Here is a 15635-nt window from a genome sequence, read left to right as displayed (position 1 = left end):
TCCGGCGCGCGCGATGACGTACGAATGCCTCGCTCTCTGCCATTCGAACGCGTGACACCATGGTGTGAACGACTGTCAGTGGATGCCTCATGTCGACCCTCTTCCGGCGGCCGCACGAGCAAGCACTGAGAGGCCGTCAGCAGAGTGTCATCCGGTCATCTGGGACGACTTGTCGGAAACAGTAGTTCGGCCACTTCTGACAAATTTTTGACTGCCGGAGCCGCCCCCATCCCATCAGTCGGACAGCAATCTTCCATCCCGCGTACACGGCTACGCACACCACGGCTCCTACCTGCGCAAATGACACTGCTGCCGGGGCAGCGCGGACGCCACCCACCGCCGTCTCATGGGCTGCGTCGTAGTGTCTTTATGCGGTCCATGGACACAGTGGGCGCCACGGGCTGCTGACACGAACGCGGGTTAACGCCCATTTGATCGCGATCCTCAACGATTTACTGTATCGATACACTAAATCGATACAGTCGCGCCGCCGCTGTCGTGTCGCGCTGAACACACTCGCCCGCGCTTAAAGCGGCATTCAGGAGACAAGAGCATGCATTCCACTTCCCGGCGACGGTTCCTTCAAACGGCCTCGGTAGCCTCCCTCGCGGCGGCGGGCGCAGGCTTTCCCGCGATCGTGCGCGCCCAGCCGGCGGCCACGTTGCGGCTGTCATCATCGATGCCCGCGAACGAAAACGCCGCGCATTACGTGTGGTATCAGAAGCTCGCTGCGAATCTGAAGGCGAGCGTCGGCGACCAGATCCGGATTGACTATTTCCCGAACAGTCAGCTCGGCAAGGAGAGCGATGTCGTGCAGCAGGTGAAGGTCGGTGCGGTCGACATGATGGTCACCGGCTCGTCGATCTGGGCGACCGTGCTGCCGGAGCTCGGCATGCTCGATCTGGGCTATGTGTTCGACAACTTCGACCATGTCGGGCGCGCAATGGACGGCACCGTCGGCAAATCCTTTGACACCATGCTGCAACAGCGTGCGGGCTGCTCGGTCGTCACGTGGGGCTATTCCTTCGGCGCGCGCAACGTGTTCACGAAGAAGCCCATGCAATCGCTCGCCGATATCAAGGGCGTGAAGCTGCGCGTGCTGCCCACGCCCGCCTTCATGGAAACCTTCAGGCTGATGGGCGCCGTACCGACGCCCATTCCCATCGGCGAGTTGTACATGGCCGCGCAGACAGGTGTCGTCGATGGCTTCGAGCACGACTGCGCGACCGTGCTCGCGAGCAAGTACGACGAAGTCGTGAAGTCGTGCTGGCAAACTCAGCACGTCTTCAGCCCGCTCGTCGTCGTGATGGGCCGCCGCGCCCTGGCGAAGATTCCAGAAAATCTACGTCCCGCGTTTCAGAAAGCGGCGCAAGACGCGACCGCGAGTCAGCGCGTCGCAGCCATCCAGACGGCTGCCAGCGCCGAGCAGGAGTTGAAGAAGCGCGGCATGACGTTTTATCCGATGTCGAAAGCCGACCGCGACACCGCGCGCGGCGAGATGCAGTCGCAGTTGTACGCGAACTTCTCGAAGCAGTATCCCGCGACCGGGCCGCTCTTCACCGCCATCGCCGTAGCGCGCGGCTAACGAGGCAGCCACACCATGACCACTTTCTCCGCGACGCCCGGATCAGAGGCGCAACTAGCCGCCCCGGACTTCGGCCATGAGACCGTACTCGCGCGGGGCCTCGTGCGCCTCATGCGCTGGATCGAATACCTGTGTGCAGCCGTGCTCGCGGCCGATGTGCTCGTGGTGTTCCTCTCCGTGATCTACCGCTATTTCCTGCACGATCCATTCGACTGGGCCGAGGAAGTCGCCGGAGCGCTGATGGTCGTACTGGTGTTCTTCGGCGCCGCGACGGTGCTTGCGCGCAGCCAGCACGTCGGCGTCGACCTGTTTCGCGGCATGCTGCCCAGGCGCTGGCAGCCCGCGCTCGTTCATCTGGGACACTGGGTCATCGCGGGCGTCGCGGGGAATCTGTGCGTGTCGTCGTGCCTGCTGCTAGTCGATTCCTACGGCCAGATGACACCGAACGGCCTCCCCGCGTGGATCAAAGTGTATCCGCTCGTCATCGGCAGCGTGTTCATGGCAGTGTTCGCGCTCGCCAACGCGCTCAACGGCGCGCGCAGGACTGTGCTCGGCACATTGATCGGCTGCATGCTGCTCGCGGCGACCGTGTTCGGGTGGAACGCGTTCGTGCCCGGTCACGCGATCAAGCCAGGCATCCTGCTGTTGGCCGGATTCATCGGCGGACTCGTGCTCGGCGTGCCGGTCGGCTTCGTGCTCGCGTTCTCGGCGCTGCTGTATTTCCTCGCGGAACCGTCCCTGCCGATGCTCGTCTATTCGCAGCAAGTGATGGCGGGCACCGACCACTTCGTGCTGCTCGCGATTCCGTTTTTCGTGCTCGCCGGACTGCTGATGGAAACCAACGGCATGTCGTCCCGCCTGATCGAACTGCTGCTGAGGATTTTCGGGCGCGTGCGCGGCGGCCTCGGCCTCATCACGATCATGGCGACGGCGTTCTTCTCGGGCGTGTCTGGTTCAAAGCTTGCGGATATCGCGGCGGTTGGCGGTGTCGTGATGCCGGCTGTGCGCCAGAGCAAGGAAGATCCGAACGAAGCCGCAGCGCTGCTCGCCTGCAGCGCGGTGATGGCGGAAACCATTCCTCCGTGCGTGAACATGATCATCATGGGCTTCGTCGCGAACATTTCGATCGCCGGGCTGTTCCTCGCGGGCGTCGTGCCCGCCGCCGTCCTTGCCGCGGCGCTGGCGATCGTCGCGGTGATTTTCGGGCGCCGCATAAATCTCGCCGATGCGCTCACCAATCCGCGCGCATGGATGCCGCTGCTCGGCGGCGCGCTGGTCGCGCTCGTCATGATCACCATGATCGGCAAGGGCGTGACGTCGGGCATCGCAACGTCGACGGAAGTGTCCGCGTTCGCTGTCGTCTATGCGCTTATCGTCGGCTGGCTGGCGTTTCGCGAACTCACGCCGAAATCGGTCACACGCGTGTTCGTGCGCTCGGCATCGATGGCGAGCAGCATTCTGTTCATCGTCGCGGCGGCCTCCAGCGTATCGTTCGCGCTGACCGTCGAGCAGATTCCCGCGCTCGTTTCCGATTCGATGATCGCCTTCGCGCATCAATACGGACCGACGATGTTCCTGCTGCTGTCCGTGCTGATCATGATCGTGTTCGGCGCGGTGTTGGAAGGCGCGCCCGCGCTTATCATCTTTGGGCCCCTCCTCACTCCGATCGCCACGCAACTCGGCATCAACCCGCTGCATTTCGGCACGGTGATCGTCGTCGCGATGGGCATGGGTTTGTTCGCGCCGCCGGTCGGGCTGGGCCTGTTCGCGACCTGCGCCATCACCGGCACGGAAATGAAGGCCGTAGCGCGACCTATGCTCAAATACCTGCTGGTGCTGTGCATCGCACTGGTGGTGCTGATTCTGGTGCCATCTTTTTCGTTGTGGTTGCCGACCCGGCTCGGCCTGTAGCCGGCAGATGTAAAACCTTATGAGCACCATTCAGGATGTCGCCCGCCAGGCCGGTGTTTCCGTGAGCACGGTATCCAACGTGCTCAACGGCCGCACCGGTCAGATGCGCCAGGAAACACTCGTGCGCGTGCAGGCAGCGATGAGCGCGCTGCAATACCGGCCGAGCACGCTCGCGCGTCAGCTCAAGACGGGACAGACGCCGCTCATCGGGCTGCTGGTGCCGTCCATCGCCAATCCGATGTACGGCTATATCGCGCGGGAGGTCGAAACGTACGCGCAGGAGCGCTACGGCTATCGCGTGATGATCGGCAATACGTATCGCGATCCAGCGAAGGAAGCGTCGTTCTTCGAGGATCTGCTGTCGCAGGGCGTGCGGCGAGTGATCGTGATCTCGTCGCTTGCGAACGAGCGCCATCTGGAAACCGCTGTCGAACACGGCATGGTCGTCGTCAGCTACGACCGCCGCGCAACCGAAGGTGAGACCACGCGCGTTGAACACGTCACGCCGGACAACTTCGAAGCAGCGCGCATCGCGACGCGCCATCTGATCGCGCACGGCCACACGCAACTCGCCTTCGCCACGTTGACCGGCGTGACGATGAGTCGCCGCGACAAGATCAACGGCTTTCTCTCGGCAGCGCAGGATGCGGAGCTGTCGGAGGACGCGCGCGTGCTCGACAGCGGCCCGGTGAACGAATACGGCGATTCGATGATCGTGGAGAACGGGCGCGCGCTCGCGCGTCTGCTCGCGGCAGACAACGCGCGCCCGACCGGCATCGTCGCCGTCAACGACCTGATGGCTCTCGGCCTCATGGCAGGCCTGCGCGAGTGTGGATTGCGCGTGCCAAAGGACGTGTCGATCGTCGGCATGGACGGGCACTTCCTCGCGGCGATCTCCAATCCCGCGCTTACGACCGTGCAACTTCCCGTGCCGGCGATGGCCGCCGCGATGGTCGAGCGCGCGATGCGTCCGCACGCCGAACCCCTGCCCGCATCGGAGCAGGCGCTCTTCACGGATATCACGCTCGTGGAGCGCGAGTCGGTCGCGCGCCCGGGCAAAACTGCGGCGAAAGCGAAGCAATCCGGAAAGGCAGGATAAGGACATGAACAAGGTATTCGTGAGTCATCCCCGGCACATGCTGGATCATTACTTCGGCGCACGGGCGGCGGCAGCGCTCGCGAAGTTCGCCGACGTCACGTACAACACCGAAGATCGCGAGCTGACGCCCGCCGAACTCGCCCACGCCGCGCGCGATGCGGATGTCATCATCGCTTACCGGCAGACGCCCGGGCCGCGCGCGTTGTTCGAAGCGCTGCCGAAGCTGGCCGCCTTCGTGCGTTGCGCGGTGGATATCCGCACGATCGATGTCGATGCCGCGAGCGAACTGGGCGTGCTCATCACGCAGGCGAGCGCGGGCTTCGTGCCGTCCGTGTCGGAGTGGGTGATCGGCGCGATGCTCGATCTCGCGCGCGGAACAACCGCGTATGCGAAGGCGTATCACCGCCTCGAAGCACCCGCTCCGAAGATGGGCCGCGAGTTGCGCGGCAGCACGTTCGGCGTAATCGGTTATGGGCAAATATCGCACTATCTGTGCAATCTCGCTTTGGCATTCGGCATGCGCGTCATCGTGTCCGATCCTTACGCCACGATCGACGATGCGCGCGTGCATCAGGTCGGCCTGGATGATCTGCTAGCCGAGTCCGACTTCGTCGTATGCCTCGCGCCCGCCACGCCGCAGACCGCGAACCTGATGGACGCGCGCGCCTTCGCAGCCATGAAGCCTGGCGCGTACTTCATCAACGCGGCGCGCGGCGAACTCGTCGACGACGCCGCTCTGCTCGCTGCGCTGGAGCGTGGTCATCTGGCAGGATGCGCGCTCGATGTGGGCCGCGCGGCAGATCAGATGCCCTCTCCTTCGTTGGCGGCCCATTCGCGCGTGATCGCGACGCCGCACATCGGCGGGCTGACGCCGGGCGCCATCGAACATCAATCGATGGAAACAATCGCGCAAACCGAAGCGCTGTTTCAGGGCCGGATGCCCGTCGGCGCCGTGAATGCGGCGCACGCATTCCGCCTCTCGGGCTTTGCCATGCCGACGGTCTCGCGATGAACCCTTTGATCGACTTCGAAGGCGCGTGCGATTGCCACATCCACGTGTACGAGGAAGGCTATCCGCTGGCGGCGAGCGCGACGTTCACGCCCCCGCCAGCGCCTGCATCGGCATATCGGGAAGTGCAGCGTGCGATCAGCTTCTCGCGCGCGATCGTCGTGCAGCCGACAGCGTACGGCTTCGACAACCGTAGCACGCTCGCGGCCATTGCGCAACTCGGCGACGGTGCGCGTGGCATCGCGGTCGTGCCGCCCGATGTCAGCGATGACGAACTGCAGCGCCTACACGATGCGGGCATACGTGGCGTGCGATTCATGATGCTTCCGGGCGGCGTGCTGCCGTGGGATGTGCTCACGGATATGTCGGCGCGCATCGCACCGATGGGCTGGAATATCAATCTCCAGCTCGACGGGCACACCCTGCCGTATCATGAAGCGATGCTCTTGAGCTTGCCATCGAAGCTCGTCATCGATCATCTCGGCAAGTTTCTCGCGCCGGTCACGCCAGAAAGCGAAGGGTTCGCGTCATTGTGCCGCCTGCTCGACGGGCCGCGTTGCTGGATCAAGCTGTCCGCGCCCTATGAAAGTTCGCACCACGGCGCGCCTGATTTCGATGACGTGTCGTGGCTCGTGCGCACGCTATCGAGACGTTTTCCTGAACGCGGCGTGTGGGCATCGAATTGGCCGCACCCCAACGTGAAGCCCGTGCCCGATGACGACCGCATGCTCGACTGGGCGATGCGGCTAGTGAAAAGCGACGAGATTCGCCGCAAGATACTCATCGATAATCCGGCTGAGTTGTACGGGTTCTAGGCAAGCCTGAAACAGCGATGTTGGTCGACTTCCAGGCAGGGAGAAAATCCAGAGCCAAAGGACCGCAGCCAGACTGGAGCGAGCAGTCGAATGACCTCATCGCGGCGACGTCGAACGACAGTTCTTGGCCGATTGGGTGAGGTCGCTAACGGCCGCTTATCGGCACTCCAATTCGGACATCTGAATTTGGCCGACTGGCCGGGTTGGAGGAAGTTATCCAAGTTATCCGACCGGTGCGGGTTGGTTTGGAGCGTTCTGTTCTGACCACGTCATGCAGCGGACAGATCGGGCAGGTCGACAAGTTTGCATAACTCCTCGAGTATCTGTGTCACGGAAGCTGGCCCGCGTATTACCAGGTCAGCGCTCATCTCGTCGGCAGCCGGAGGCGGTCTGATCGACAGGACAGCGACCTTGCAACCACGACTATGTGCCTTGATCAATCTGATTGCGGCTGCTTTGGCCTTGACGTGACAATCAGCATCCGTGAACACGAGGTGCGGACGGGCGTCAGCCAGCGCTGATATAACGTTGCTGTACGGCTGACATGTCGCCGCAAAACCATGGACAACGGAGAGCACATACACATATTGTGAGATCGGTTCGCGGTCCCCGTGCAGAACGAGCAAACGTCGGCCAAGCCCGAGATTATCGATTCCGCTCAGCCTGCCGTCCTCAATGGCGGATTCGTATTCCGCCTGCCAGACGACCTTCGCGAGTTCGTAGCGCCGCAGTGCTTCGACAGATTGCGGCGAGTCAGGACAAGACACATTGTAGGAGTCAAGCATCAGGTCGAAAGCGGAATTGACTTCGGCGAGCGATGCATCAAGTGCGCTGTTTGAGCCCACTGCTGCCCCCAGTAAGGCCATCAATGGGCGAAACCGATACGGCTCTGAGCCCAGTCGAGACAGTCATCGTGTCACAGATGTGGAGTGACTATGAGGATACTTCATCCATTTTCTGGATCGAGCGCGGGTATTTCCTGGTAGTGCGCCATAGACGGCACATATCGGATTACCTATAGACTACTAGATGGGTAACACTCATCGCGGCGTAGAAGCTGACGGAAGGCTCGGTAGGGCCGGCTGCCTTCCGATACCGATCGGGGCAGCCGCCCACCGCTTCCCGATAGTCTAGGCAATTCCGTGCTTTCGAGTCCAGCAAACCGGGCTCTAATTCAGCTAAGCCATCGGGCTTACAGCAGCGAAATCGAGAACAGCATCCGAGCCACATTGATGCAAGCAACAAGGTAGCCTTGTCCCCTGCTACGCGCTCACACACGCGAAACTCGACGCCGTGTTCGCGTCGCCGCCCATGTATCTCGGCCACAATGGATATCGGCACAGAGGACGCGACCTCCCCCGTGTTGCCGCATTGAGGTCAGTCATGGTCAGCGTTCCCGGCGCTACGCCATTCTCCACCCATTGATCGAGGGCCGAAAGGGAGTCGATGGCGGGATGAAACGGCCCTGTACCGTGACCGACGCCTGGCATCAGATAGAAGCGTACGAAACCGTCGACCGTACCCTGCCCGAAGCGCTGTACAAGTCCGTTGTAATAGTCGGTGCTCGAATCCGTGCTGACGATCTCATCGGCGAGGCCATGCGTCATGATGATCTTGCCGCCTTTCGCGCGGTAAGCGCTCAGGTCCGTGCTCGTCGCATCCGTCAGCGCTGATACGGCCTGCACCCTCGACTGATAGGCGCCGGGGTTCAAAGGATCGAATGTCAGCGAATCGAATGTCGGCACGCGCGTAATGAAATACTTGACCCATTGATCGCCCGTCACCCACTGGTTCGCGTCCTTCTTGCCTGCCGGATTCGAAGGCACCGCCGACTGGCCGAGATCGCGCGTTGTGTACGGTCCAGCGAAAACAGAACCCGCGAGGATGTTGTAGCCCGCATACTGCGTCACACCATTGGCGAGCGGATACGGCAACTGCAATGGCGCAGCGATTGTCTGCACGGTTGCGATCTGCGCGTCAGAGAGACAGGTATCACCGGTATCCGCGCCGTTCGCGCAGCGCACCGACGCGAGCATCGTTGCCGATTGGGCCTTGCATGCAGCAACATTCGAAATGATGCCGTCCGCGACGCCATCGAGCGTATCGCACGCGTTCGTCACGGCGTTCTGCAACATCACCGTTTTCGCGACGTCGAGCCAACCCGCTCCGTTGTTCAGATAGAGCGCACGACCGAGCACCACATTGCTTAGCCGCAATCCAGTGTAGTTGAGCGCAGGACGGTTGACGACGATGCCGTCATAATCGGCAGGCCAGCGCTGCACTTCGCTCAGGCCGTCGCGGCCGCCCGTCGAACTGCCGAAGAAATACGTCTTCGATGGCGCGGCAGCATAGCGCTTGCTGATCAACAGCATCGCGACGTCATGCGTTTTCTTCAGGCTCAGCCCGCCGTAGTTGGCAAGCGACTCATCGTTGGCCGCGAACTTGGCATCCGTAATGCTCGTGCTCTGGTGGCCCGAGTCATCACCGAAGGTTGCGTAGCCGCTGGCCAATGGCGTCGGCGTGCCGGTCGGCGCCATATCGAGCGGATCGACGCCTGTGATCAGCGTGCCATCGAAGCCGCCACCGCCATAGTGCAGCGCCTTGTGGTTCCAACTGGTCGGCAGATTAACCTGGAAGTTAATGGCGGGCGCGGTGGTATCGACGGGCGAAATCGCACCGTTCACCTGGCAGTATTCGCCGCTGGTTTCGACGAGTGTCGCGCTCGTGACCGTGGCACCGCCAGTCGGTTCAGCAATCGCGGACGCGGGAATCGCGATCCCACTCAGTGCGCTGCATTGTGCGGCTGCCGTGGGCGTCGATGTCGATGTACTGCCGACGGTGCTCCCGCCGTTGCCACCGCTGCCACCGCTGCCACCACCGTTACCACCGCCACATGCGCTGATGCAAAAACTGAGGGCGAGCGCCCACCCCAACGGTCTGCTGGTCATCGTCGTCTCCTGAACGGATTAATTGGCTGTCGTGCTATCCGGTCGAAGCCGGATTCGCTACTCCGTCGCGCCGGCTTGTGCGTTCGCGGCTGCCTCCAAGAACCGTGCGCCGGCGCCAAACAACGCGCGCACGCCGACGTGCGATACGAACATCGCATCGCCGCTATGCGCAGCGCCTTCCACTTCATACAGTGTGTGCCGCAACTGCGAATGACGGCCGCGCAGGTACGCGTAATACGCGCGGCCTCGTGCGAGCCGTTGCGGACCTTGCATCATTGCTGCGCATGATATGTCGAGCGCCGGGTGTGCCGGATCGTTATCGAGTGTGCCAAGCAGATAGGTCACATCGTGATCGACGTAGCGCTGTTCGAGTGTTCGCGCATCCACACCATACGCGTATCGCGGCAGTTTTTCGATGCCGTACTTCCAGTCGTTGAAACCGCGACACGCGTGCGGGTCCATCACCTGCGCACAGCCGTCGCGATGCGGCCGCCATGCATCGAAATACACGTACGATGAAGGATTCGCGATCACGTAGCGCAAGTTCACGCCACGCGCGTTGCAACGCGCCGGCGCATCGCTCAGTATCGCGTGACGATGCGCGACCTGTGCGCCGCCGGAATGCCCCGCGACGACGATGTCCCGCAACTGCGGCAGCTCGTCTTTGTAACGGTCGATCAGCGCATCGAGCACATCGAACGAACTGAGTGGTGCAGGACCGACGGCATCGATGCCGCCCATCCACGATGTCCACTCCCAATGCAGACAGTTGTCCGTCGGGCGATGATGTTCGACATCGGCCGTTGCCAGAAACTGGGGCACGACAAGCATGACCGCGCTCGCATCGACTGACGATGCGGCAAGCGCGCGTTGCGCCGAATGGAGGTAGGCGTCAGCATCGCGCAGCCGTCCATGCAACATAACGACGATCTGCGTAACCGTGGCGGGCGTGCTGCTGCCGCCCGTGAAGAGCGGCACGCTGCCGCTGCCGCGCGACGTCGATACAAACAGCCTTTCCGGGCCCACGCTCACTACCGGCCTTTCGTTGCGCGGCCTCGCGTCGTGCACGACGTCATTCAACGCAATGCTCATACGCCCTCGCCCAGCCACAAATCAGGCTGCCTGCGCAAACGGCGTCCGGAAGCGGTCAGGCCCACTAAAAGCAGCGACACGATGCCCGCGAAAATCAGATACCAGGCCGGCACCAACCGCGACCCGGTGACGTCGATCAACGTCGATACGGTGAGTGGTGCAAGTCCACCGAACAGGGTCACGGCGACGTTGTACGACAGCGCGACACCCGTCGAACGCGTGGCGGTCGGAAAAAGCTGTGTCAGCATGCCGGGGTGGGCACCGGACATGAGACTCAGCACGACGGTAGCCATCATCTGCGCGGCGAACACACGTTCCGGCGTCGGTGCGGCGAGCACCCATGCAAACAGCGGATATGCGGCGCACACCCAAACAATCGTCACCGGGAAGAAAAGGCGATACGCGCCGAATCGATCGGCCAGGCGTCCCGCAAGCGGATACCCGGCAATGCCGATCAGCCCCGAAACGGCTGTACCGAACAGCGCGTTCTTCAGCGGCAGATGCAGCTGATGCTCGACGTAAAGCGGCATATACGAATGCCACAGATAATTCGTTGCCGCCCCGACGATGATCACGCCCATCGCGCACAATGCCGCGTCGCCGCGCTCACGAAAGAAGACGCGCAACGACTGACGCGGCGCATGTCCGAGCCGCTCGCGCAGATGCTCGAACTCCGGCGACTCGGCAATCTTATGACGGATATAAAACCCTATGGGCCCGACCAGAGCGCCAAGGAGGAACGGGACGCGCCAGCCCCATGACAGGAGTGCGTCATGCGACAGACGACTGGTCAGCAGAAAAGCGCACATCGACGACAGCAACAGCGCGACCGCCTGCGACGTCATCTGGAAACTGCCAAAGAACATCTTGCGTCCGGGCGGCGCATACTCCGTCAACATCGCAGCGGCGGTCGCGAACTCGCCGCCGACGGACAGTCCTTGCAGAATGCGCGCAATCAGCACGAGGATGGGCGCGGCAATGCCGAGCGTCGCGTAACCCGGCGTCAGACCCATCATCAACGTGCTGAGTGCCATCAGCAGAATCAGCAGCGACAATGTCTTGCGGCGTCCGTAACGGTCCGCACACGCGCCAATCACGATGCCTCCGAGCGGCCTCACCACGAAGCCGATCGCGAAGGTGGCAAGCGTCAAGGTCAGCGACCAGAAGCCGTTGCCGACCGGAAAGAAGACCTGTGAAATCGTCTTCGCAAAGTACCCGTAGATCAGAAAATCGAACCATTCGAGGCCATTGCCAATGACGGACGCGAGTACCGCGCGACGTACCTGCGAGCGGCTCATCGGCCGGACATCCGTATCGGGCATGACGGCGTGTAGGGCGGATTGCATGTGTCTCCTTGGTCGTCTGCTGCTTTTAGATGCAGCGTACGTGCCGATCTCGCCAATGTAAAATACATATCAGATGAGGTTGCCATATTCCATGCATATACCGGAACGCAGATGGAACTTAGACACTTGCGCTATTTTCTTGCAGTTGCCGAAGAAGGCCAGTTAACGCGCGCCGCCGCACGACTTCATATACAGCAGCCACCACTGTCGTTGCAGATTCAGGAACTCGAGCAGGAGCTCGGCTTCGCACTATTCGTGCGGCAGCCGCGCGGCGTCGCGCTGACAATACCGGGTGAGGCGTTCGCTGCCAGCACGCGCGCGTTGATGCTGGATCTCGAACATGCGGTCACGCAGGCGCGCCGTGTCGCCCAGGGCCAGGTGGGTACTGTGCGTGTCGCGCTGACGAGTTCGGCTGCGTTTCACCCGCTGACGCCAACCGCAATCCGTAACTTTCGCGAGACTTACCCCGAGATAGCTATCGAGATGACCGAGGTGAACGCCGCCGAGATCATCGAGTTGATGCTGACGGAACGTGCGGACGTCGCCGTGCTACGCAAGCCCATCGACATGCCTGAGGCGTTGCGCTTCGAGCTACTTGCGCAGGAGCCTATGCTGGTGGTGCTGCCAGTCGGGCATCCCCTTATCGGCACACGCCCAATTTCGCTGAAGCGTCTCGCGGACCAGCCATTCATCTTCGTACGTCGACCCGGCGCGCCAGGGATGTACGCGGACTTCGTGCGCGCGTGTCAGGCCAAAGGATTTGAACCCCGTGTTGTCGAAGAAGTGCCGCGCATGGTAACCGCCATCAACCTGGTAGCCGCAGGCGGCGGGGTGTCGCTCGTGCCGGCATCGATGCAACGGTACCATCAGGAAAGCGTGCGCTATTGCCGGATCGCGGGCGATCAGGCGTTTTACGCTCCTCTGCATCTCGTGACGCGAATCGACATGAAAAGCCCGGCTGCCGGACGATTTAGAGAAACACTGCTAGAGTTTGTCAGGGCAAGTCGGCAGAAGTAGTCAAACTGCGTGAGTGGCGGGCTTCGCGCGGTGCTGACAAGAATCAGTTCGCCGCTGAGGACGTCCGAAGTATCCTGCTCCGGTTCGAAAGCCTAAACGGACAAACGCGCTGCCATGCGTCGCTCGATTCGCAGCAAACGCCCCCTCAGACGCCCAGAGATGGGTACTACTAGCGGCGCTTAGCTGCAAGTCGTAGTAAAAGACATGGCTTTGAGCAGCGTGTGACAGCGGGTGTCATTCGACGACAGGCCGCCCACCGTGACATTGCCGTTCCTGCCGTCACATCCACGGAGCGCATTGACGAGATGCCGCCCGTTGCCGAAGCATCATTGGATGCCCTGATCTTCGCGTTGATTTCCGTCTCCTGCCGATGTTAATGCGGCTTCCATCTCGCACCGCTGAAGAAGGCGCTTGTTGCATCTTGTGCGCCTTGCTTACGATTTGTCACGATGCAAACGTCAACGTACGAGAATTGCTCAACGTTTACACGGGCAGCACCGCAGATCGCGGTGCATGTTAAGGGAGAAAATCATGAAGAAGATCGTCGCAGCTCTCGCATCGGCAATGCTAGTCACCGCAGCGTTCGCGCAAACCGCGGTGTCATCGGACGCCAGCAAGGCACAGATGAAGGCAAATAGCGAGAAGAGCGAAGCACAGGCTACTGCAAACAAGAAAAAGGCCGAAGCGCAGAGCGACGCTGACAAGGCGCAGGCGTCGGCAAATGAAGACAAAGCCTCAGCTCAAGCGGACGCCGATAAGAAGGCCGCAAAAATGCAGAAGGCAACAACGCCGAAAGAAGCCTCTGAGGCGCACAGCGATGCGATGAAAGCGCAGTCGAAGGCCGCCAAGAAGAAGCACGACGCACAGGCAAAAGCCGATCGGAAGAAAAACGAGGCCGCCAAGGACGCTAACGTTGCTCAGGCAAAGGCCGACAAAGAAAAAGTCGAAGCGCAAGACGATGCAAACAAAAAGGCCGCAGACGCCAAGGTCGACGCGGCGAAAAAACAGTAAAGGCAACGACGCGGGTACAGGTGCAATCGTCCACGACCCGTTCACCTTCCACTTTTCGGGTCGGCCGATACTTGGTGATCGGCCGACCACGTCACGAAGGTGTAGCGATGTTTAGAACGCCGCCACACCTCGCGCCAGCACATTGAAACGCTATCTTCCGAATTAGCCTCAACCTTTCACGGCTGCCCAACGAGCTATGCAGCTGCTTACGGCCGCCGCAATCGCACGCGAAATCGGCCTGACGCGAACGGAAAGCCCAAAGATCTCAGTCGCCCAATGGCGATGATGTGCAAAGCGCTGTTCGCTGCGCGATCGCCGCCGCGATTCAGCCGATGCCGTGTGACCTTGCCCGAGGAGGCCGGCACGGGGCTGACGCCGCACAAGGCAGCGAAGCTGGCTTCTGATTGAAGTCTCCCACCATTGTCTCCGGCCGTCAGCAAGAGCTGAGCCGCCGATTCGTATCCGATGGAGTTGCGCGCGATCAGAGCGGGGGCGAGCTCATCAACCAGCCCGGCGATCATCACGTCCAGATCTGCGATCTCGTCGTGCAACTCGAGATAGCGACGCGCCAGGCGCCGTGACTATGGAACTGACTGACTTTCATGGCAAATCTCCTGGGACTCGCGACGCCGCCGTTGAAAACACAAGACGCATCGCGAATCGAATCCTGACCAAGATGCGAAACCGACACCGTAATCCGCGAGGGGCCGGCTTAACCTACGCCTTATTTTCGCCGCCATCACGCGCGTAGCACGCCCTCAACTTCGCGATAATCGATCGAAAAGGTGACGGCGATGCGCGCGAACAAGCGCCTCGGAGAGTCTTCGTAAGGTTGGCGAGCCCGTGGTTGCTCACTCGAATTCCCTCTGGCCGCTCTTCCCCGCAGCGTGTCCTTCATCGCTGTCACGCTTATCCGATGAACTATCTTCGATGACTGGCGACAACCTGACTTGACCGATATCAATGGACCTCCTATCTCGCCTACAAGCTTCTCCCGCGACGCCGCAGAACCTGCCGCAGAGCCTGCGCGACTATGGAGCAAGCACATACTCGTTCCAGTACCGCATATTCAAATGACTTCAATCAACTGCATGGCACGGACAGCTTTCGCACGCGACGTGGCGAGCGTCGAAGTCCAACGGATGCGGAAGCGTGCATCGTCGCTTGCTCACGGGCAGCCGCACGGTGTCGATGGGGCGACGTCGGCACCGACCGAGGACGTATTACGCATGCGCTGAACGTGTGCTTTCATGAGCGCTACGACGATTGCAAGGATGCACAGCACGACGAACCCCAACACGAGGACGTAGCCAATCAGATGACTGAACTCGCTGACGTCACGCAAGTGCAAGCGCAGACATAGGGCGGCGCTTGACACACGTCAATCCATCGGCGCACGCGAAACGTATTCTAGTTTCATCATGAGACATGTAAGCTTCCTGGAGGTGTCATGTTGAAAAGCGCAGCAGTTGTTGGCCTCTTGATACTTCCCCCCGCTTTTTTCGTTCTCGGCCTCGCCTGCATTCATCCACGCCTTCGCAGGCAGCTCGTCGCCCTGACCGGTCTATCGACTCCATTGACCAGGGCGGGTCATGCGTATGCGGCGATCAGGGCAAGGCTTCCGTCGCATAGCGCTCATCCCGCCCGGGAGCCTGGGATGTGACTATGTATAGGTGGCGCCATAGACGCCCAGTCGTTATTGCGTCGGCGCCTTCCACACCGGGCACATGCCTCGCGAACCATGACGCGCGCAGATACGACAGACATTGACGGGGCCGAGCCACCTAGTGCAGCTATTGATT

11 protein-coding genes and 1 pseudogene are annotated in these 15635 nt (G+C 61.4%); 7 read left to right on the top strand and 5 right to left on the bottom strand.

What is annotated here, in order from left to right; translation table 11 throughout:
* Positions 1-553: 553 nt before the first annotated feature.
* From H3V53_RS31385 to H3V53_RS31365, 5 genes are read left to right on the top strand one after another with little or no spacing between them, the layout of a single operon-like run.
* Complete coding sequence (locus tag H3V53_RS31385; protein ID WP_336601159.1) at positions 554-1585, top strand: TRAP transporter substrate-binding protein; 1032 nt, start codon at positions 554-556, stop codon at positions 1583-1585.
* A gap of 15 nt (positions 1586-1600) precedes the next feature.
* Complete coding sequence (locus H3V53_RS31380; RefSeq protein ID WP_336601158.1) at positions 1601-3496, top strand: TRAP transporter large permease; 1896 nt, start codon at positions 1601-1603, stop codon at positions 3494-3496.
* Positions 3497-3515: 19 nt separating this feature from the next.
* Positions 3516-4595 carry a LacI family DNA-binding transcriptional regulator gene (locus H3V53_RS31375; RefSeq protein WP_336601157.1) on the top strand — a complete coding sequence of 360 codons (1080 nt, stop codon included), beginning with the start codon at positions 3516-3518 and terminating at the stop codon, positions 4593-4595.
* Positions 4596-4599: 4 nt separating this feature from the next.
* Positions 4600-5607 (top strand): hydroxyacid dehydrogenase, encoded by a 1008-nt coding sequence (locus H3V53_RS31370; RefSeq protein WP_336601156.1) that lies wholly within the window; start codon positions 4600-4602, stop codon positions 5605-5607.
* A complete protein-coding gene (locus H3V53_RS31365) occupies positions 5604-6419 on the top strand; it encodes an amidohydrolase family protein (RefSeq protein WP_336601155.1) in 816 nt (271 codons plus the stop codon). The genes H3V53_RS31370 and H3V53_RS31365 overlap by 4 nt, the downstream gene beginning before the upstream one ends.
* Before the next feature lie 269 nt (positions 6420-6688).
* Here the strand turns inward: H3V53_RS31365 and H3V53_RS31360 are convergent, their stop codons facing one another.
* The 4 genes from H3V53_RS31360 to H3V53_RS31345 form a co-directional block, all read right to left on the bottom strand.
* Positions 6689-7264, bottom strand: a complete 576-nt coding sequence (locus H3V53_RS31360; RefSeq protein ID WP_336601154.1) for a hypothetical protein — start codon at positions 7262-7264, stop codon at positions 6689-6691.
* Between the two features lie 417 nt (positions 7265-7681).
* The gene (locus tag H3V53_RS31355; RefSeq protein ID WP_336601153.1) at positions 7682-9367 is read right to left on the bottom strand and encodes a tannase/feruloyl esterase family alpha/beta hydrolase; all 1686 of its coding nucleotides are present in this window, start codon (positions 9365-9367) and stop codon (positions 7682-7684) included.
* A gap of 57 nt (positions 9368-9424) precedes the next feature.
* Positions 9425-10459 carry a hypothetical protein gene (locus H3V53_RS31350; RefSeq protein WP_336601152.1) on the bottom strand — a complete coding sequence of 345 codons (1035 nt, stop codon included), beginning with the start codon at positions 10457-10459 and terminating at the stop codon, positions 9425-9427.
* Entirely contained in the window at positions 10456-11805 is a 1350-nt protein-coding gene (locus H3V53_RS31345) for an MFS transporter (protein ID WP_336601151.1), read from the bottom strand. The genes H3V53_RS31350 and H3V53_RS31345 overlap by 4 nt, the downstream gene beginning before the upstream one ends.
* Before the next feature lie 111 nt (positions 11806-11916).
* On the opposite strand from H3V53_RS31345, the gene H3V53_RS31340 reads away from it, so the two are divergent.
* Complete coding sequence (locus tag H3V53_RS31340) at positions 11917-12822, top strand: LysR family transcriptional regulator (protein WP_336601161.1); 906 nt, start codon at positions 11917-11919, stop codon at positions 12820-12822.
* A gap of 531 nt (positions 12823-13353) precedes the next feature.
* Complete coding sequence (locus H3V53_RS31335; RefSeq protein ID WP_336601150.1) at positions 13354-13833, top strand: hypothetical protein; 480 nt, start codon at positions 13354-13356, stop codon at positions 13831-13833.
* 260 nt (positions 13834-14093) lie between these two features.
* Here the strand turns inward: H3V53_RS31335 and H3V53_RS31330 are convergent.
* A pseudogene (locus H3V53_RS31330) lies at positions 14094-14411 on the bottom strand (transposase); the annotation flags it as partial.
* Positions 14412-15635: the final 1224 nt, after the last annotated feature.

Source organism: Paraburkholderia bengalensis (assembly GCF_037126505.1).
Lineage (GTDB): Bacteria > Pseudomonadota > Gammaproteobacteria > Burkholderiales > Burkholderiaceae > Paraburkholderia > Paraburkholderia bengalensis.
Note: the sequence above shows the minus strand (reverse complement) of the source record. Positions and strands in the feature narration are given on the sequence as shown.